This is a genomic window from Paenibacillus sp. USHLN196, from assembly GCF_037144955.1.
Lineage (GTDB): Bacteria > Bacillota > Bacilli > Paenibacillales > Paenibacillaceae > Paenibacillus > Paenibacillus xylanexedens_C.
The window spans coordinates 82,485-102,116 of the sequence record NZ_JBBCYH010000002.1 but is presented as its reverse complement, the minus strand read 5'-3'; the positions used below and the strand labels follow the sequence as shown (position 1 = coordinate 102,116).

At 45.3% G+C, this 19,632-nt stretch carries 16 protein-coding genes and 1 pseudogene; 7 read left to right on the top strand and 10 right to left on the bottom strand.

The window, feature by feature from the left end:
• Window positions 1-96 precede the first annotated feature (96 nt).
• Complete coding sequence (locus tag WFI24_RS03755; RefSeq protein ID WP_336758886.1) at window positions 97-1,383, bottom strand: sugar ABC transporter substrate-binding protein; 1,287 nt, start codon at window positions 1,381-1,383, stop codon at window positions 97-99.
• A 446-nt stretch (window positions 1,384-1,829) separates the two neighbouring features.
• Here WFI24_RS03755 and WFI24_RS03750 point away from each other — a divergent pair, with 446 nt between their 5' ends.
• Window positions 1,830-2,864, top strand: coding sequence for a LacI family DNA-binding transcriptional regulator (locus WFI24_RS03750; protein WP_336758884.1), 1,035 nt, complete (start codon window positions 1,830-1,832; stop codon window positions 2,862-2,864).
• 171 nt (window positions 2,865-3,035) lie between these two features.
• Here the strand turns inward: WFI24_RS03750 and WFI24_RS03745 are convergent, their stop codons facing one another.
• A complete protein-coding gene (locus tag WFI24_RS03745) occupies window positions 3,036-3,794 on the bottom strand; it encodes an SDR family oxidoreductase (RefSeq protein ID WP_336758883.1) in 759 nt (252 codons plus the stop codon).
• Between the two features lie 192 nt (window positions 3,795-3,986).
• Here WFI24_RS03745 and WFI24_RS03740 point away from each other — a divergent pair, with 192 nt between their 5' ends.
• Both WFI24_RS03740 and WFI24_RS03735 read left to right on the top strand, forming a co-directional pair.
• On the top strand, window positions 3,987-4,580 hold the full coding sequence (locus WFI24_RS03740) for a TetR/AcrR family transcriptional regulator (RefSeq protein WP_336758881.1): 594 nt from the start codon (window positions 3,987-3,989) through the stop codon (window positions 4,578-4,580).
• Between the two features lie 135 nt (window positions 4,581-4,715).
• Window positions 4,716-5,351: a hypothetical protein gene (locus WFI24_RS03735; protein ID WP_336758879.1), complete on the top strand. Its 636-nt coding sequence runs from the start codon at window positions 4,716-4,718 to the stop codon at window positions 5,349-5,351.
• 123 nt (window positions 5,352-5,474) lie between these two features.
• Here the strand turns inward: WFI24_RS03735 and WFI24_RS03730 are convergent, their stop codons facing one another.
• The 6 genes and pseudogenes from WFI24_RS03730 to WFI24_RS03705 all read right to left on the bottom strand — a co-directional run bounded on the left by WFI24_RS03730 (window position 5,475) and on the right by WFI24_RS03705 (window position 12,434).
• The gene (locus tag WFI24_RS03730; protein ID WP_336758877.1) at window positions 5,475-6,614 is read right to left on the bottom strand and encodes a toxic anion resistance protein; all 1,140 of its coding nucleotides are present in this window, start codon (window positions 6,612-6,614) and stop codon (window positions 5,475-5,477) included.
• Window positions 6,615-6,633: 19 nt separating this feature from the next.
• The gene (locus WFI24_RS03725) at window positions 6,634-8,322 is read right to left on the bottom strand and encodes a vWA domain-containing protein (RefSeq protein ID WP_336758875.1); all 1,689 of its coding nucleotides are present in this window, start codon (window positions 8,320-8,322) and stop codon (window positions 6,634-6,636) included.
• A gap of 12 nt (window positions 8,323-8,334) precedes the next feature.
• A complete protein-coding gene (locus tag WFI24_RS03720) occupies window positions 8,335-9,066 on the bottom strand; it encodes a hypothetical protein (RefSeq protein ID WP_336759624.1) in 732 nt (243 codons plus the stop codon).
• A gap of 396 nt (window positions 9,067-9,462) precedes the next feature.
• Window positions 9,463-9,774 (bottom strand): annotated as a pseudogene (locus WFI24_RS03715) (Uma2 family endonuclease); the annotation flags it as partial.
• A gap of 39 nt (window positions 9,775-9,813) precedes the next feature.
• The gene (locus WFI24_RS03710; protein ID WP_336758873.1) at window positions 9,814-10,029 is read right to left on the bottom strand and encodes a Uma2 family endonuclease; all 216 of its coding nucleotides are present in this window, start codon (window positions 10,027-10,029) and stop codon (window positions 9,814-9,816) included.
• A gap of 83 nt (window positions 10,030-10,112) precedes the next feature.
• Window positions 10,113-12,434 (bottom strand): beta-L-arabinofuranosidase domain-containing protein, encoded by a 2,322-nt coding sequence (locus WFI24_RS03705; RefSeq protein ID WP_336758872.1) that lies wholly within the window; start codon window positions 12,432-12,434, stop codon window positions 10,113-10,115.
• Window positions 12,435-12,836: 402 nt separating this feature from the next.
• On the opposite strand from WFI24_RS03705, the gene WFI24_RS03700 reads away from it, so the two are divergent.
• Both WFI24_RS03700 and WFI24_RS03695 read left to right on the top strand, forming a co-directional pair.
• Window positions 12,837-13,601, top strand: coding sequence for a helix-turn-helix transcriptional regulator (locus WFI24_RS03700; protein ID WP_336758870.1), 765 nt, complete (start codon window positions 12,837-12,839; stop codon window positions 13,599-13,601).
• Window positions 13,602-13,730: 129 nt separating this feature from the next.
• Complete coding sequence (locus WFI24_RS03695) at window positions 13,731-14,243, top strand: GNAT family N-acetyltransferase (RefSeq protein ID WP_336758868.1); 513 nt, start codon at window positions 13,731-13,733, stop codon at window positions 14,241-14,243.
• Window positions 14,244-14,431: 188 nt separating this feature from the next.
• On the opposite strand, the gene WFI24_RS03690 is transcribed toward WFI24_RS03695, so the two are convergent.
• Entirely contained in the window at window positions 14,432-15,475 is a 1,044-nt protein-coding gene (locus tag WFI24_RS03690) for a 2,3-butanediol dehydrogenase (RefSeq protein ID WP_336758867.1), read from the bottom strand.
• A gap of 116 nt (window positions 15,476-15,591) precedes the next feature.
• On the opposite strand from WFI24_RS03690, the gene WFI24_RS03685 reads away from it, so the two are divergent.
• Window positions 15,592-16,503 carry a LysR family transcriptional regulator gene (locus WFI24_RS03685; protein ID WP_336758866.1) on the top strand — a complete coding sequence of 304 codons (912 nt, stop codon included), beginning with the start codon at window positions 15,592-15,594 and terminating at the stop codon, window positions 16,501-16,503.
• A gap of 160 nt (window positions 16,504-16,663) precedes the next feature.
• Here WFI24_RS03685 and WFI24_RS03680 read toward each other — a convergent pair whose 3' ends face one another.
• Window positions 16,664-18,418 carry a methyl-accepting chemotaxis protein gene (locus WFI24_RS03680; protein WP_336758864.1) on the bottom strand — a complete coding sequence of 585 codons (1,755 nt, stop codon included), beginning with the start codon at window positions 18,416-18,418 and terminating at the stop codon, window positions 16,664-16,666.
• 584 nt (window positions 18,419-19,002) lie between these two features.
• On the opposite strand from WFI24_RS03680, the gene WFI24_RS03675 reads away from it, so the two are divergent.
• A complete protein-coding gene (locus WFI24_RS03675) occupies window positions 19,003-19,350 on the top strand; it encodes a winged helix-turn-helix transcriptional regulator (RefSeq protein ID WP_313771415.1) in 348 nt (115 codons plus the stop codon).
• Window positions 19,351-19,632: the final 282 nt, after the last annotated feature.

The following is a 19,632-nucleotide window of genomic DNA, read 5'->3' as shown; positions in this document are numbered from 1 at the left end:
ACTTCTTCAGCTTCCTTCTGTCCTCTCCGTTTTTGTGTAAATATGAAGTTCAATTTATGCAGCTCTTATTCATATCTTCGCACTCGTCGTTCGTCCTCATTGGACGGTTGCAAGGCTTTCCTGGATCTGTTTCACAGCGTTATCCAGTGACGCCTTCACGTCCTTATCGGTATCCCATATATCCGTAATGGCCGAAGTGATCGGTCCCCATACGCTGTCCATGGCAGGAAGCGAAGGCATTGGTGTTGAGTTGTTGAACTGTTCCAGGAATGCCTTGTTGATTGAGTCTTCCTGCAACTTCGGATCAGCAGCCACGTTTTTGTTCGCAGGAAGTGTACCGTTCAGGTCAAAGTTCTCCATCTGGGCCTCTTCATTCGAAAGGAACGCTGCCAAGAGCTTCGACGCATTCGGATATTGCGTAAATGCATTCACATAATAGGCTTTAACGCCTGAGAAGGAGGTCATCGGTTTGCCATCGATTGCAGGAAGCGGAGCAACACCAAAATCAATACCTGCATTGCGATAATCGGCAATGGTCCATGGACCGTTAATGTCCATAGCCAGCTTGCCGCTGGAGAATAATCCCTTTTTGATATCATAGTTCACGTCACCCATCTTAAGCGGCAGCACTTCCGACTTCAGCGTCTGCAAGAACTGTCCACCCTTCTGGGCTCCTTCGTTATTCAGACCGAGATCCGCGCTGTCCATCCCGTTGTCCCCGAAAATATAACCGCCCTGCGAAGCCAGGAACGCATAATTATAGTAAAATTGCTGCAATTCCCACATCAACGCATACTGATTGGACTTCACATTATTGAACGTCTTTGCGAAACTGATGATCTCATCGAAGTTTTTCGGAGCTTCCGGATAGAGTGCCTTGTTATAGAAAAGGGCATAGGTCTCCACGCTGTACGGATAGCCGTACAGGATATCCTTGAACGTCACCGCCTTCAGTGCGTTGTCGCTGGTGTTCTCTACGGTCTCTGCTTCGAATATGTCATTGGGCAGAATAAGTCCCGCCTCTGAAGCGCTACCAATCTTATCGTGTGGGAAAACGACGACATCTGCCGCCAGACCCGCCGGGCCATCCGTGGTCAGCTTGGTTACCTGATCGGTTGGAGGCAACTCCTCCATTTTGACCGTTACCCCATATTTTTCTTCGAATTTTTTGACCCTTTGCTCAATAAAGCTACTTTGATTTTTATCCTCCCAGATCACCAGAGTCGCCCCTTCTTCCGGTTGAAGGTTTTCGGCTGTCAGCTCTACAACTTCCTCCGGATTCTCGCCTGCCGTTGTTGGAGATGTGCTTCCACCTCCCGTAGAGCACGCAGCCAGTGTAAAAGCCATCATGACGGACAATGTTGCCCCTTGCCATTTTCTCATGTAAAATGTCCCCTTCCCTCTGCTTGGTCCAACAAAGTTCGCGCTTTTCACCCTTTTGTCTGCGTATGTTGTCAGGTTTCGCATTCCATAATCACTGTTGTACAAACGTTTGCTCAAATGGAAGACAAGATTACCTATCCGTTCAATATGTAGGGAGAAACAAGTCAAGAAGTATGTAATTCCACCGATGTAAGCGCTACAATAACAATCACATCATACAATACTGCACTTTCTTTGCACAAACGTTTGCACAAGCCATATTCGTTCAATTTTAACCATTTTCTTTCTTCTACCTACAGTAATTTCCTGTTTCCTTGTTCTGACTCTTTCTTCCTTAATTTTACTTCACGTGCATCCCTTACTCGGCAGTTAGCAATTGATTTCTCATATCCTTTGGATTACCATAGGAGAATATTTATACGATTGTTCAGAAGGGATTTTTTCACATGATTACGATCAAGGATATTGCCAAATTGGCGGGTGTTTCCCCTTCTACAGTGTCACGGGTGATTTCCAACCATCCCAGAATCAGCACCGAGACGTCTCTCAAAGTGAAGCAAATCATGAAGGAATTGAATTACCATCCCAATATTATGGCGAAGAGCCTCGTGTCCAAAACAACACATACCCTTGGGATTATGCTTCCGCGTCCTGCAGAAGAGCTGTTTCAAAATTACTTTTTCGGAGAATTGCTGCGAGGTATTATTACGCATGCCACCCGTATGAATTATGAATTGCTGTTAACAACCGAAACATCATCAGACAATGAATTGCATGCGATATCCCGCCTTGTGCATGGCCGTAGAGTGGATGGCATTCTGCTGCTTGGGTCCAAACGGGATGATCCCATCATTTCATTTTTGGAAGCGGAAAAGTTTCCTTTTGTGTTAATCGGTCGCAGTGAAGCCCATCCAAATGCTCCCATGGTGGATAACGATAATGTGCAGACCGCTTATGATGCGACGCATCATCTGATCGCCCAGGGACATACTCGAATTGGATTTGTCAGCGGACCACCGGACATTACGTTATCGCATGATCGCATGCTAGGATACCAAAAAGCGCTTGCCCAAGCCGGGCAGGATGCGAATAGTGATTGGATTGTGGAAGGCGAATTCCTCCAGGAAAGTGGATTCAGAGCCATGTCGCTGTTCATGTCCTTACCGGACAGACCCACCGCAATTGTTGTCATTGATGACAACGTGGCCTTCGGGGTATTGAGAGCTCTTGCCGAGCTTCATTATCTGGTGCCTGAAGATATCAGTGTCGTCAGTTTTAACAATATTGCTTTATCAGAACTGGCTTCACCCCCACTAAGCTCTATAGATATCGGAACCTATCAGCTTGGCTACACAGCCGTTCAGGTATTGTTGAAAATTCTAAGCGGGGAATCACAGCCTCATAATCCGGTCATTATTCCCCATCGTCTGATCGTGCGCGAATCCTCACTCTTTTCCAAGCCAAAGCCACCCTCAGATTGATTCATTTCGAGTATTCGCGTAGTAATGCAAACGTTTGTCCTACACGGAATATGATGCTGTTATCCACCGTACGTAGGTGCATAGATGCAAAAAAGAAGCCGCATATACTCATGCGGCTTCCTTAATTCACACACTATTTCCGTACTCCATGCTCGACTGCACTTGAATGGATTAATAAGAGCTCCAGCCAGCATCTGCTGTAACAACAGTTCCGTTCACGAAGCTGGACTCGTCAGATCCAAGGAACAAAGCCACTTTGGCGATCTCTTCGCTCGTCCCGATGCGTGGGTTAATTGCCATCCCAAGCTGTTGCCGCCCTGCACCGAAATGGCTAATACCTGTCATGGAAGAGCTGATATTGGTTGCCACAGCGCCTGGAGCGATCGCATTACAGCGAATGCCTTGCTCAGCATACATGTACCCTGTATTTTTGGTGAAGCCCACGACCGCATGTTTGGAAGCCGTATAGGCTGCTCCTGCACGTCCGCCGTGTAGGCCCCCTGCCGAAGCAATGTTCAAGATAACACCTTTTTGTTTTTCCAGGAAGATCGGCAATACTTTACGCGTTGTCCGCATCACACTGGTCGTGTTCACAGCGAACAATCTCTCCCACTTCTCATCCGTTACATCTGCTGCCGGTTCCATGCCATCCATAATTCCCGCATTGTTAACCAGAATATCTACTGTACCGTATGTGCTAACCGTCGTATCAATCAGATTTTGCACATCTTCTTCTTTGGCTACATTGGCCAGAACGACAATCGCTTCTCCGCCCTGTGCTTTAATATCATTGACTACCGCTTGTGCAGATTCTTCGTTAATATCCGATACGACGACTTTCGCGCCTTCTTGAGCATACAACGTGGCAATTGCTTTCCCCATACCTGAACCAGCACCTGTAACAACTGCAACTTTATCTTGAAGTTTCATTCCATGTATCCTCCTTTGTGTATTCGTTTACAATAAGTTAACAAACAAATGTTCATTAACTCCTATCCTTAGTATAATAAGTCATAGCGTTTTACTTCAATCAGTAAAAGCTTGTCCAGTTGTACGTTAAACAACACTTATAAGTCTAAATGTACTTTAACTAATACAGTGAACTTACGAGGAGGAAAATAGATGTCAGAAACTCCGAATTCGATGGACCGAAGAATTAAAAAATCAAAAGCTGCACTGAAGGATGCACTCATCCATTTGATGCAAAGACATCCCTTTAAAGAAATATCGATTACGGATATTGTGCAGCGTGCCGACCTGAATCGGGGAACCTTCTACAGGCACTATCAGTACAAAGAAGACCTGTTCAACGAGATTATCGATGATGTAATTCAGGATCTGGTGACTTCTTTTCGCAAACCCTATCAAGGGTTGAAAGAGTTCGAGGTTGGTCTGATGCCCTCTTCGGCAATCACCATATTTGAGCATGTGCACCAACACGCACAATTCTACACACTGGTTGTGCAATCCGAGGCTTCTTCCAACTTCCAGCGTATGATCTGTGATGTTCTTCGAGATCTCTCCTTACAGGATCTGAACCAAATCTTCCCGCAGCACATTAACCATGGACTGCTGGCAAGTTACCAGTCTCATGCGATATTCGGCATGATCATGGAGTGGATCAGACAGGATTTCAAGCACAGCCCCGCCTACATGGCTGAGGAATTGTTCAAGATCATTCATTACAGGCCTGAAAATGTCGTGTTGAAAGACTGAATATTCAAATCGTCATACAGCATCTCATTGAGAGGGATTTTAAGAAAGGTTTATCACCCTAATTTTGTAAATACATTCCTGTAATTTCTGGTATTGATATGTTAGATTATCCATTGGAATACAAACAAAAGGAGGATGACATTACATTTGAAGAAGTCGTGGATTATATCATTGATTACCAGTTTTGTTTTGCTTGGCGGAGTGCTTTTCTCTCCAGCCGCTTCTGCCGATGCAGCCAAAGTATCAACCTCTACATATTCAGATTCAGATCAGAGTTATAGTGAAGACGAAGATGATTTGAACGAAGAACTTATGGACGAATTAGAATTAGATGATGCAGAACAGGAGCTCACTAAAGATCAAAAGGAATTCGAAAAATACCTTGAACAAATATCTCGTCTGGTACCTTATGAGAATAAAGCAATCGACACGTTGGGTAGTGTGGGAGGTGAGGTGAATTCAACCAATCGCAAGTCCATGTACCTCAAACTTACGAATACGGTGATCCCTAATTATACAAAAACGGTCTCCATGTTAAAACAAATCAAACCTTCCAATCCTGAACTTAAGAAAATACATGCCTATTATGTCAAGGGAAGCTACCTTCAGCTGGAAGGATACTTGTTGTACAAACAAGCCGTTTCCAAAAACAAAGTGAATTCTAAGATACTGCAACAAGGTCGTGCCAAAGTACGTGCGGCTGGCGTTCTCCTCGACCAATACGAGCAGCAGATATACCCTTATGCACGGAATATCGGGTATCTACATTAGTACCAATCTTCATTGAAGCCCATAAAGCGACCATTCCCCATGCTTAATGAGGAACGGTCGCTTTTTCTAATTATAAAAGAAGATAACCAATCTAATACGCAAAATTATTTTTTTCTTCTAAAATTACAGCCCCAGTTTCTGCCCTTTCTCCAACCGCTGAATCTGCTGCTCTCCGGTATCCGCAAGTTCACGGAACTGGTTAATCGTCTCGCGCATTCTTGGCAGAGCTTCCTGCTTATAAAGACTGATCGAATCAAGTGCTGACAACACATCGGTAAACGCCTGTTTCATCGTATCCACGGAGATGCTAGCTTCATACGCCTGCTTCTGGATGGCAATCCCCTGATCCTTGAGCATCTTGGATGTTCCGGCGATCAGATCGTTGGTTGTCTGGTTCAACAATTCAATCTTCTGCAATACAATTTTCTGGTTATACAAAGCACTCGCTACAGTAACGGCAATCTTCAATGCCGAGATCGTTACATTCTTCGCCCGGTCTACGCCTCGGATCAGTTCCTTGTTGTTACGGATCACCACTTCAATCGCCATGATGCCCTGCTGGTTCACAACCAGCATCTGCTGCAGATCCATGACCCGCTGACGGAGCGGGAACAATACTTCTTCCGTAATAAAACGAACTTTCTCGGGGTCTTCATTGCGGACCTTGGCCGCTTCAATCTGCGCATCGATGGACTCATCCATAAGCACGCCAAGATGAATCTCCTTTTGTAGTCGTTTGGTGAGTTCCCGCAAGTTCTGCTGTTCAATCTCCAGCGTTGTATTATCGTTACGGAGGGTGGATCTGCCCTTATCCAAAGAGGTTACGATGTCAGCGATGACTGCGTCAGCCTTCTGATATTTCAGGAAATAAGCGCGAAGCGGATTGAACAATTTCCCGAGGAAACCGGTCTTGGCGAAATCGACCACGCTCGGGTCGAGATCCTTCAGTTGCATATGCAGCTCGGTCAAACCTTTGGCGACCTGACCGCCCTCGTCTCCCGTCTTGGACAGATGTCCAACGGAGACTTGAAGCAAAGCGTTTTTCTCAGAAGAGGATCTCATCGTGTTCAAACCAAAGCCGTCAATGGATTGCAGAATTTCTTTGCGCTTCTCCAGGGATTCGAGATCCAGTGTCATGATCATCTCTACGTTGGCATTTGCCACTTGTTGAAGCTCCGCGACCTCGGCGGGCACGGGTTTCACCTCTTCTTCAATCACCTTCTGAATTTCCTTCTGGCTTGGTATTTCCATTGAAAATGACATCTACAGTTCCCCCTTTAGATTACATCTGTACGTTAAACAGGTTTCCGATCTTGTACACAACATCGTCGGTATCGGCATTGATGCTTGCTGCTTCGTTAATGCTGGAGATGCTCTCCAAAGCCTTGATGTCCGCGTTGTATCCAATCGTATAGATCGGTACTTTGTACGTCTCGACCAGATCCCGGATATCCTTGAGGGTATGACCTTCGTTGGTCTCGCCATCACTCAGGACAAAAATCAACGGCTTCACGTTCGGATTAGCAGCCATATAATCTTCCAGCATCTTCATTGCTACCACGATCCCGTCAAAGGTCGCCGTACCACCACCAGCTTGCAAACTATCAACTGTTCCGACAAACATGGACTGCTGATTCGTATCATACTTGGCAATCGGCAGGTTCACGGTTACCCCGCTGGAGTAAGAAACCAATCCAATACTGTTCTCGGTGCCCAGGTACTTCTGACCTTTGCGCAAAGACTCCTTCAGTCGGTTAAGCGGTTCGCCGTCCATGCTTCCAGACACGTCTGTCACGAACACGGCGGCAATTGGTTTGCTGCCGTTTTTCTTCTCTTTCCATACTTTCTGTGCAGACAACAACGTGCCGCCATCCACGGTAGCCAGTTCGGATTTGTAATCCTGTAACCCGTTGAAACCGAACTCCTCCGCCGATTGTTGGTACTTCGCTTGGGTTACGAATTCCGCAAACTTCTGGATGATCTCCTGTTTGTTCTGTGGCAATTGTCCCAATGCATACAACGGGCTATCATGTCTCACGCCAAATGGTGTAAAGACGTATCCACTCTTCAGATCAGCGGTATTCACATACGTCTGGTATTCGAGTACAAAGGCATCCAGTCTGCCAGACTTGGCAGCTTCCCGCATCTGAATCGTTGTCGACGCTGTAAACGGTACATTCGTCTGGAATTTTTCGAACCCTTCAATGGCCTTCTCGCCGAGTGGATTGGTACTGTCATACGTATTCAGTGCGGTCACCAGGAAGTTCAGTCCTGTAGAACTGGCAAACGGATCGGTATATCCCATCGCGAGTTCATTGTTGGCAATCGCTTCGGTTACGGTCTTCACATTAACGGAGCCGTACGTATCAACCAGTGCGTCATATTTGGCTTTGGAAATAACAATACCCGGAACGTTCCCAACCAGTCGCTCAGACACCATCTCCGTCTTCACCCCGCTAGCCTCAACCATCTCGCCCCATAGTTCGTTAGAAGGTGTAAATGCATCCGGCATATACTTGCCAGACTTGATATAATCGGTAGCCGTACCGGAGGCGATGTTGCGGATTTTGACCGACACCTGTTTGCCACCAACGGTAATATTAGCTTTGTTGAACTCCTCACCCACCTCGGTTAACCAGCCGTCTACCCCGCTGCCCGACTTCTCTGTGGAAGAAAAGATTTCGACGTAATCATTTGTTGTATTCTCTACGGCAATTGCAAATTTGGAGATATCCGGCAGTGATTCTGCCACATCGACCGGGTCGAGATCAATCTGTCCTTTGACCGGTTCCGCCGTTGCTGGTGCAATGTCCGTATACAGTTTCCCCAGTTCCTTACCTGCATTCTCTGTGCTCACCTGTGTGGTCGACTTGCCAAAGTTCGACGTCAGTGTAATCCCTGCATAGACCAGACCAAATACAAGTACCAGCATTACAATCGATATGAAAAAAAACTTTCCCTTCTTGGCCATACGAGCAACCCCTCACTGTCTGTATAATTTGGTGTGCTTGATTAACTGATCAATCTCCTGCATACAAGGCATCTGTTCAATATCTCCAGCTTCAAAGCTGTCGAGGCGTGAAATCTCCAGTAACAACTGATCGAGCTTGAGCAAGATTTCCTCATTGGTGTGTAATGCATTTTTCACATAAGACAGATAATCGTCGTATACCTTGGTTTTTTCCTGAAAAAGCTTCTGGGGAAGTGTTGAGGATTTGGATTTCATCATGTTGGCATAGTCAGCTTCATCGAATACATTTAATCGGTTCAGCACACTGCGGATGTTCAGGTACAACAGCTTCTCCACTTCCAGTGTGACCGAAGCAAATTTCTTGTAGCTCAGTTCTCCTGGATCAAACCGTTGATGAAGCACATTCAGGAGGGTTTCTTTTTTCTTTTTCATTCGACTAAGTTGGGACAGCCCCAGCGTAATATCTTCTTCGAGCACTTTGATGCGTCTATAAAAAGATAGTGCTTCCACATAATCTTCATGTGTTTCGATATGCTTCACAGGCAGGACTACCGGCTGTCTGAACAGCAAGGTGTAACTGCCATATAAAAGTGCCATGGCACTGCCGAACAGAAGGGTAACGGATAGCGCAGTTGTGAATGCACCCTCTTCGAAATTCAGCCCGATAAAGCCGGGTGAGAATGCCAAAACATTCACAGCCACAATACCGAAGATCAACCCCAACAATTTTATGTACTTGATCATGTTCAATCATCCGACCTCCTTTCATGTTATATATTGGTGCTTATTGTCGTAATTTTCCTATTCAACTTATTCTTATTGTACATGATGTTAACGCTCTCAGGTGGATAAGATTGGATATTTGGATACTCATAATATACGTGGTTTGGGCTTATCCCATTTCATATTTTCAGGGACAACGTGGAACTTGGCAGGAAATTTGGTGGTCAATCCATTAAAAGTGAGTTTTACGAGACAGCAGATTGTTGAGAAGAAATGTTATCAGGTAATACGTGGAAAATAGCTATGCGTGTCATTTTTTATATAAGACTTGTCTGAAAAAGAGTAATGCAAAAAGGACGAAACGTTGATCATCCCGTTTCGTCCCTTATGCGTTGGTTCATCATTTTCGTGCTTCCACTACCTCAGTTTGAACAACGAATCCAGCGAAATGCGCAAGTCAGGATACACGACGGATTGAATCGTTTCCTGTTCTGTATACAGATGACGGGTCTGGTAACTGCCATCCTCCAGCGAGTACACATGGACGGTTTGATTGCCGGGGTCAACAATCCAATATTCGTTCACGCCATATTTATGATACAAGTTAAATTTTTCGTTAAAATCCTTTAACGCAGTAGAAGGCGATAACACCTCTATAATTAAAGAAGGTGCACCGTGGCAGCCACTTTTGGAAATCTGGTCTTTCGAGCACACCACCGATAGGTCAGGTGTACAATTTGATCTGGTACATCATATTGTTCATTTTCGCTAAAAATACACATCGAAAGGGGCTACAAACACGAAACATTTTCGATTCTGAAAAAAAGTCCGCAAGGAGAAGTACAGCTCACCCACAATAAACTGGTGTGATGAAGTAGGTACTGGCGACATATTAAAAGCTTTGCCGTTAATTAATTCCCAAGATCCTTCCCATGTTAACCAATCCTGAAAGTTATAAGTACCTTTATCGTCGGGTTTTGCCACACTTCCATCCTCCTCTTCCAACGAACCGTAATTTATCTCCATTATAACATTGTGTTTTGCGCCTTTTCACACCATGCCTCTTATTATGAAAAGATGGATTCCGGTTTGCTCCGCGTGGTGCGTACCTCCACGACTTTTCCGGCACAGCCATTGTCATCCAACACTTGGAACACTACTGTAACGCTATCTCTGCCCGATGTAACGTTCTCAGGAATATCATAGGTTACATAAAACACGTCGCCGATTTTGTTCATGTGAATTCGCTGCTCTCCGATAACAGTTCCATCCACGGTAATGCTGAATCGTCTATCATATAACGTACCTTCCCTTTCAAATGGGGAATGATCTCCGCCCCAATAGGCCACGCATAGATAATTGGATGCCGTTCGATCCACTGCCAGTTGGTAACTGAAATAAGCCCCGCTGACACCAAAAGCCTCCCGCCACATATGCAGCTTGTTGCGGCTGTCCGTATACGACCCGTTGTGATGCTCACCGCGGCAATTGCTATCCAGTTGATGCCCAATCTCATCCTGCTGACCATCCGCCTGAACCCTGTCGATCGTAATATCATTTAACTCTTTCTCAAGTGCATCACCTTCATCGTTAAACGGCCAATACACCGTATAGAACTCATGATGCACATCATAAAACGGAACAAGCTTCACGGCTTCGCCCGTGGAAGTTACATCCTTGCTAAGTTCAAATGTTAACGTGCCTGCATCTACGACCTTGATCCACTCTCGTACATCCTTCTGCTCCGTCCAGATCACAGGTACGGGAGCAGTCTTGGGATTCAGTGCTGTTTCGTCCACAATCGTATCCTCGGGCAGACCCTCACTTCCAAGTGCACCGGCGAGTACAATCGGGCCGTACAGGAAGGCCACTTTGTGCGAATCATCCCGGGAAGTGTACTGGTGGAGCGCCATTGGCAGTGTGATGGTAATGACATCGCCCGCTGTCCATGTGCGGTCGATGGAAAGATAACCGGGTTGCTTCCGTGTATACGGATGCTCCGTATCCCCGTTGACGGTTGCCGTCATTGGCTCTTGCAGCCATGAGGGCACGCGTAATCTTAGATGGGCCGAGGCGGTGCCTCCGGTGATCGTCAGGGTTACCTTTTCCGAATAAGGAAAGTCGGTTTCGAGCTTCAGGGATAATCCCTGTGACGCCCAATCCAATTGGGAAGCGATATACAGGTTGACGTACAGGTCCTGTTCATCCTCAAAATAAATCGCCTCGGCATATTTGCCCGGGTTCTCCATGCCTGATCCTGTACAGCACCACCAAGCCGTATCGTGTGTACCATAGATTTTGTAGTGACCTTGCAGCGTTGAGGCAAAATACGTTTTGTTCCCCGTATCCGGGTCCTGCGTGCCCAGGATGTGATTGTAGATGGCGTTTTCATAATAGTCCATGTAGGCGCTATCGTGATTCCAGGCGAAAAGTTGTTTCGTCAGATGCATCATGTTGTGGGTACAGCAGCTCTCTCCTGTCTTGATCCCGAGACTCTCCATACCCTTCGCTTCATAATGCTCCGATATGCTCGTTGCGCCAAAGACGTAAGAACGATGATGCACGGTGGTGTTCCAGAAAAACTCTGCCGCTGTCCGATAACTCTCATGAGTATGGTCCTGGTTGTAGATTTCGGCTGCGCCGATCACTTTGGGAATCTGGGTATTGGCGTGTCTGCCTTGAAGATCATCCTGCTTGTGTTCCAATGGTCTCAGAATCAATTGATGGGTAAACTTATTAGCGATCTCAAGATATAAGGCTTTGCCCGTGATTCCATACAAATGTGCAAATACTTCATTCATGCCCCCGTGTTCACTTTGAAGCATCGTCTGCATCTGTTCTTCTGTCATCGGGAGCAAACCTTCTACTGCCCAATCTGCAAATCGAGTAACCACCTCAAGTGCCTGTCCGTTGTCAGTCAGTTTATAGGCGTCAATCAGACCACGATAGATTTTGTGCACACTATACCAAGGAACCCAGTATTCACCGATGTTGAATCCACCAATATGTTCGGCGCGGAATGCGATGTGGAATGCTTCTTCGGACAAACCGCCGATATATCCGCTCCCCGTAGTCTGTTGGATTCTCGCCAGTTCGGTAACCGCATAGTCCAACGTTTCTTTTAATGTGATATTTCCGGTGGCTTGATACGTTACAGCCAGCGCCGACAGATAGTGGCCGAGGGAATGCCCGCTGATGGAACGTGCCTCCCACCCCGCGTAGCGTTCTTTTCGGGCCGGTAACCCATGGGCTTCGAAGCACGGAGCCAGGAATCGATCCATATCCAGCGATAACAGGTAACGCTCCCCAACCTCTTGTGATGTTTGAAAAACACCATTTAACAGATCTACATGTTCCGGTCCCAGAAATCCTTTTTTCGTATCAATCATTACATTCACTCCTTCTCGGGATGTACTACATAAGTTGAACTAAAGATTATTTACACTGACAATACGATGACAGAATAACCTTCCAATCGCTGTTATCCCCAGATTTTTTTGATCCCCTTTCTCAAGGGGAAAATCCAGGGATCGCGTATGCTTCCGATGCAGCTTTCTTTCAGAAAGCTTTTAGGCGAACGCTCCGCTTTTTCAGGTTTTTTCTGTCCTCTCCGTTATCATGTAAATGATCTTATATAGATATCCATTCATTCTTGAGGGGTAAAATCCGTTTTATTAGCTATAAGACTAATACTCATCAATCCACTGTAGAGCTTGAATATCCTCATATTATCAAATAAAATACAATTACATCAGACTCATAATCCAAGAAAAGGTGGATAAATCCGTCCTATGCAAAAGCCACTGGAACATTACCTGTGCGGCAAGTTCATATCCGAAGGGAACTGGAGCCACATGAGACGCAGCATGCCTGTTCACGAGATTATTTTGATGCTGGAAGGTGAGATGTACATCGCGGAAGAAGAGGAACAATATGTGGTTCGTGCCAACGATCTGTTGTTTCTGCGCGCTGGTCGCACCCACTATGGCTACCGGATTAGCGACGCACCTGTTAGCTTTTACTGGGTTCACTATGATGCCTTGCAGGCTGAATTCAATCGCTTTAGGACACATGCCACCATTCAGGTGCCTTCCATGGCCAATCAGTTATTCAAGCAATTGCTGCATGTGTCCTCTTTTTCACCGGAGGAAGCAGACGCAGCTTTGCTATTGTTGTTCAGAGAGCTGGAGCGTAATATAGAGGCGGATTATCGCCCCCACAATGCGGTTGTGGACCATATCTGCAAGTGGGTCGATATTCATCTGCATACGAACATTACGGTGAGTCAGATTGCAGAGAATTTTAATTTTAACAAAGACTATATCTCCAAAATGGTGAAACGCGAGAAAGGTACCGGACTCAAAACCTATATCCTCACAGAACGAATTCGCCGGGCGAAACAGTTACTGCTGAATACCAATGCCAGTGTAAAAGAAATTGCCGGACAGTGCGGCTTCTCCGATTACAAGCTGTTCCTGCGCATGTTCAAGCAATACGAAGGCAATACGCCAACCGAATATCGCAATCATCTGTATTCCACACAGCTCAATCGCTGACGCGCTCTGATCCATAGAAATGACTGAGTTAACTATAGAAAATTTGAATAAATCAGATGGAGTCAATTATGGTAAAATGCAAGAAAACTATATTCCATACTTAACCTATAAGAGAAGAGGAATTATACGATGACAACGGCTGCCGTTACGATTCAACCTGCCACAGAAGCTGACCATCCAGAGATTGTTGATATTCTTGTTGCAAGTTACGCCGAGTACCGGGAGACATTTGAACAAAATGATCGATGGGAAGCCTACCTGAAAGACATTAGAGAGTCTCTGGACAACCCGCATCTCAAAGAATTGTGGATTGCCAAGATTGAGGATGAAATTGTTGGGACCGTTCAATTGTTCGAAACCGCGCACAAGGCTTATCCGAATTTTGAATTGCCAATTGATTATCCGTTTATTCGGCTGTTGGGTGTCGATCCACAATGGAGAGGCCACGGAATCGGCAGAGAATTGCTCCAGCAATGCGTAGATTCTGCCAAAGAGATGGGCAAAAATACGGTGTACTTATATACTGGTGGTCAGATGGTCAACGCCATTCGTTTATATGAGCGTTTCGGTTTTAAAGAGGATGAGGAATTCAGTTCCGAGAGTAGCGGGGGCAAGGCGATCTGCTACCGTTATGATTCCTAGTGGAGTGTTAAAGCGAGCCGCGAGCCGCGGAGTATGATTAGTGGAGAGCAGTTAGTGAAAGATGCGTGCTCTACTTGAATAACGTGAAATGACCATTCATCCTCATGAGTGGTCTTTTTTCACTATTTTAAATTTATACATCAATTATTTGTTTTTTTGAAAAATCTATCTTCGTTAGCGAAAGGGCTTTAGCCGCCAATCTCCACCAAAATCTTCGCATGGCTCTTGTCGCTCATCAACAGCTCCAGTCCTTCCTGCACGATGTCGTCCAGTTTGATTTTCTTGGTGATGACCTGTTTCACATCGAGAGATCCTTCCGCAATCAATGAAATTACTTCAGGGAAAATGTGGCGATAAGCTAGGGTTGCCGTCAGATTCGCTTCTTTGACCAGAAGATCGAAGAAGTTCACTTGAAGCGGATTTGGAATCGCTGCGATGACAACGATTTCTCCACCTTTTTTGACCACCGCAACGGCGCTGTCCATCGTTGGTTGCACACCTGCTGCTTCATAGGCCACATCGATGCCACCCGATTGTTGCAAAATCACCTCGGTTGCATTGACTTTGGCACTGTTCACCGGAATGGCTCCCAGTTTGGCTGCAAGGTCCAGACGTTCCTCAAATACATCAACTGCATAGATTTCAGAAGCTCCTGCAGCTTTGGCAGACAGAATGGTCAACAATCCAATTGGACCGGCTCCGTATACGGCTACCTTGTTGCCCACTTTCAACTTGCTATGACGAACCGCGTGAAAGGCTACTGCTGTAGGCTCTACGAGCGCACCTTCTTCGAAAGTTACGTTATCCGGGATGGGATGAACCATGTATGCTTCAACAACAACATACTCTGCAAAACCACCATCACCATTCAGTCCAACGAATCCAAATTGAGTACATTGGTTGTAGCGACCCTGGATACAGTATTCACATTTTCCACAATGGTACAACGGCTCTACCACAACACGATCTCCTACACTGATACCGCTTACATTATTGCCCAATTCACGCACAGTTCCTGCAAATTCATGACCCAATGTCAACGGTGCTTTCTGTCCTGAGAGCGGATGATTCTCGCCTTCTTGGATGCCCACACCATGATGATAGGCATGCAGGTCACTGCCGCAGATCCCCGAATATTCGACTTTGATTTTGACCTGACCAGCTTGAGCAACCGGAACTTCTCGCTCTTCCACACGCACGTCTTTATGGGCGTACCATACTGCTGCTTTCATGAAGTTCATCCCCTTTGTATGATTGTCTATATATTATATCGCTGTTTATGTATTATTCATATTTATAGATACTAATGTTAACATTAGTTATAGTAATGCTAAATGGAGATGAAATCATGAATCTGGAACAACTTGAATATGTCGTTGAAATTGCGAAGACGCAATCATTCTCCGCAGCCTCAGAGCATCTACATGTCACGCAATCGGCGATCAGCCAATCGGTTCATCGTCTGGAGAAAGAACTGGGCTTGATCCTGTTCGAACGTTCGCGACAGGGAACTCACCCCACTCCCGAAGGCAAACAATTCATTGCCAAGGCGCTGGACATTTTGCAGCGGATTGATGAATTGAAATCGGTGAACGCCGAAGCCTCCTCTCTTAGCGGAGAGCTTCATGTGGCTACTTTTCCAAGTGTCATGCCCTATCTTGTCCAGTCTGCTGCGGATATGAAGCGTGAGCACCCGCAACTTAACATCTCCATTGAAGAGAAAGGGTCCATGGAAATTATCGAGGATATTCGAAACAACAAAACTCATCTGGGCTTCATTGCGATCTATGCCAAGCAATTGAGGGAATTCGATGGACTTCACTTCAGTCCCATGTATTCAGGCAAGCTCGTGGTATGCACCCATCACCAGTCTGAACTTGCCAAGCACAGCCGGGTTACACCGGATCAATTAAAAGAACACAAGTTGGCCCTCTATCGAGACGGTTTCATCGAAGATTTCATCCAGGAATTCACCTATGATCGTGGACCACTGTCCATTCTGTTCAAAACGAATAATTCAGAGGCCATCAACATGGTGTTAAGAAACAATATTGCTGCAACAATTGGTCACGACTTCTCCTTTTACCAGCATCCGCTGTGGAAAGAAGGCATGGTGAAGATGGTCGAGATCGCTGGAATCGATCAACCGAAAATGCAAATTGGCTTCGTCCAAACGGAATCGAAGGAGACCGCCTTAGCCGCAGAACGATTCGCCCGACGCTTCAGACAGGCGATTGAGCTGGATCATTTAACGGTATAAACGTAAAAAAGTGCTCCACGCCTCTGAAGGAAGTTTGGGATACACACCAACTTCTCCAAGAACGGAGCACTTTTTTTTACTTTTCACAGTCACATAACAACCTATATTTTATACTCTTGTCTGACTACCTCTTGCGTACCTTTACTACACCTTACTCAAACTATACTTTCACTTTTCGCACCGCTTCGCTCATCTCATTCGTCTGCTGCTCCAGCATGGTGGAGGTCTGCGCCACTCTGTTGAACATGGCCGACTGTTCACGCATTAAGCGATAGATTTCATCCGAATGATCCGACACGCCGACTGATATCTGGGAGATCGTATTGACCGAGGCTGCTGCCTCCTCCGATCCTGCCGAGATTTCCTCTGCAGCTGCGGAGACTTCCTGAATGCGACGAGTTACCAGTTGGAACGCATCAACCACATGGGCGAATGCTTGCTCCGCTTCGGCTGTAATCGTAACCCCTTGTCCAATCTCCGTTGCGGTAACCCCCATCTGTGAGCCAATCTGCTGTGATTCTTGTTGAATGCGAAGCAGCAGATCTGAGATCAGTTCCATCGATGTGCTTGAGGCCTCTGCAAGCTTCCGTACTTCGTCCGCCACAACCGCGAAACCTTTGCCGTGTTCTCCTGCATGTGCTGCCTCAATGGATGCATTAAGCGCAAGCAGCTTCGTCTGACTCGCAAAATCACGAACGGTGTGCAATGCACCACCAATCTCCTGGGAGTAATTGTTCAGCACCTGAACCATCGCTACGACTTCACCCGAGACATCTGAGATGCTCTCCATCTGCTTTTTCATCATTGTCATGCTCTGTTTACCCGACTCTGCCGTAGCAAGTGCACTTGTGGCCGCATCTGATACAACCATCGAGGATTCGGATATATCCGTTATGCCTTTTGCGATCTCTTCCATCGCATTCGCACTATCGCTCGCACCCTGCTTCTGCGTATGTGCACCCTGCCTAATTTGTTCGACAGATTGATCAACCGTCTTGCCCATCTCAAGCATCTCTTCGGTACTGCGATTAAATTCCTTCGTTGATTCCGATAAAATATCTGTAGTTACTGCTACGCCTTCAACCATGTTACTCACAATCTTATTCAAGTTACCAGACATATGTATCATCGCTTGATATGTTGTTCCAATCTCATCTTGGCTGCGCAAACGATACGACGTCAAAATTTGGTTCGCTTCTGCAAGCTCACCCTGTGCCATTTTTTCCACACTCGCCTTCAGCGGTTGAAGTGGTCGCAGTCCTCTTACGATAAACCACGTGACAACAGCAATGCCTATAAGTGTAATTAAAAGCAATAAAGCATAGAAAGGAATACTCGATTTCATTATATCTGACTCAATGCTTCCGATCACCGATACCGCCGTATCGATACCAATTACACCTGTTACAGCGCCATTACTATCGAGCATGGGAGCATAAGAGGAAATATAGTCGCCATACTCCTCATTGTTAATGATCGAAGAACTGGCTGTTTGCCCCTGCAACAGCTTCTGAACAGCCTCCTGAGGGATATCGGTTACTTCATTAATCGGTGAGGCTTTATCTGCATCCTTCATGCCGTCCACCATAATTAGTGGCGTACCTTTTTCATCTATTTTGACGAAATACACATACATTGCACCAATGCTTACGCGAAAGTCATCCAGTTCATCACGAATCTTCAAGAATTCGTCATTCTCCTTGGGGTCCTTGGCAAACTCGGCATAAGATGCTGTATCCAGCTGATTCACATAACTCTGAGCAATCTGGATGTTGTAACTCGAAATGGCCTCCTGCGCAGCTAGCTTCATATTGGCCACCTGTAACAGCATGCTTCCAACGGCTATAATCGTAATGACCAATGTGACTACGGCAACAATGCGCACAACCAAACGTTTTCTAAAAAAACCGATCATCCGCTCCTCTTCCTCTCCCGTAAACCTAAGCCTTTTTGACTAGGCACTACCCAAAAAACGCATGCTTTAAGCACTATGTATGGGAAAATAGTAAACGAATATGTCGAATTAGGCAAGAAAATATTGGGTTAACGTAAAAACGCTATTATGGCCGTGATAGCTTTGTTCATTGGAACTGCATTTAGGCTTTATCTCAGTTTGTTTGCCAAACAAAATCTGCGTCATTATAACTGACCATGCAGATATTAATTAAAGGTTTCTTTCATAAGGAATTCATGAGTTATGTTTATTCGGTATTAGGAGTTTTGTGTATACACTATTGAGTTATCTGTGTTGAATATAAAGTTCATTTTTTACATCCTTTACACGGAGATTGCATTTTTCAATCTCGTAACCGCATCTGGATTTTTCGTATTGTAGCAGCGGATCTACGTTTAAGTTTAACCCTTCGCAAACAAATTTAACTATCTGTATTAGTTTGTAACGGCATTAATAAAAACGACAGAATATATGGCAAGGAAGGTGGATTGAATCAACACATGTACTATAATAATGGAAATTAAATGAGGGATGGTGTTTCTCAATTGAAAACTTTTTATTGTGATCTGGAAATTACCTTGGATGTCATTGGCGGAAAGTGGAGACCTCTTATTCTGTATTACTTATTAAAAGGTCCTAAACGGACCGGTGAATTGAAAAGGCTCATGCCAACAATTTCTCAGAAAATGTTAGTCCAGTCATTACGGGAGTTGGAGGGTGATAATCTGGTTATAAGAAAAATGTACAATCAGGTACCACCAAAAGTGGAATATTCAATATCAGAAATGGGTATGTCACTTGAACCCACTCTGCGGGCTCTTTGTGAATGGGGTAAGAATTATGCAGAGAAGACATTGAGCAAGGATGAATATCAGAGAATAAATGTAGAATAGAGTAATTTCAAAAACCAAGTTATTTTGTACTTCGTCCCAATTATCACCTTTTAGTTACTATATAACCTAAAAGTACGTACTATTTTAAAAGTAATACATGGTACATAATGAGACTTGTGACCATGAAGAAAATCAAAGAATAGTAATTCTAATATGCGTTTCAAAATTTAAACCTGGTAAGGAAGGAGCTTTCTGCGACAGTCTATGGTCATACAACTGGTGAACGATCGGAGAGTAATGATTAGATTAGTTTCTAATTGTAAGATTTACAGCAGTATATTA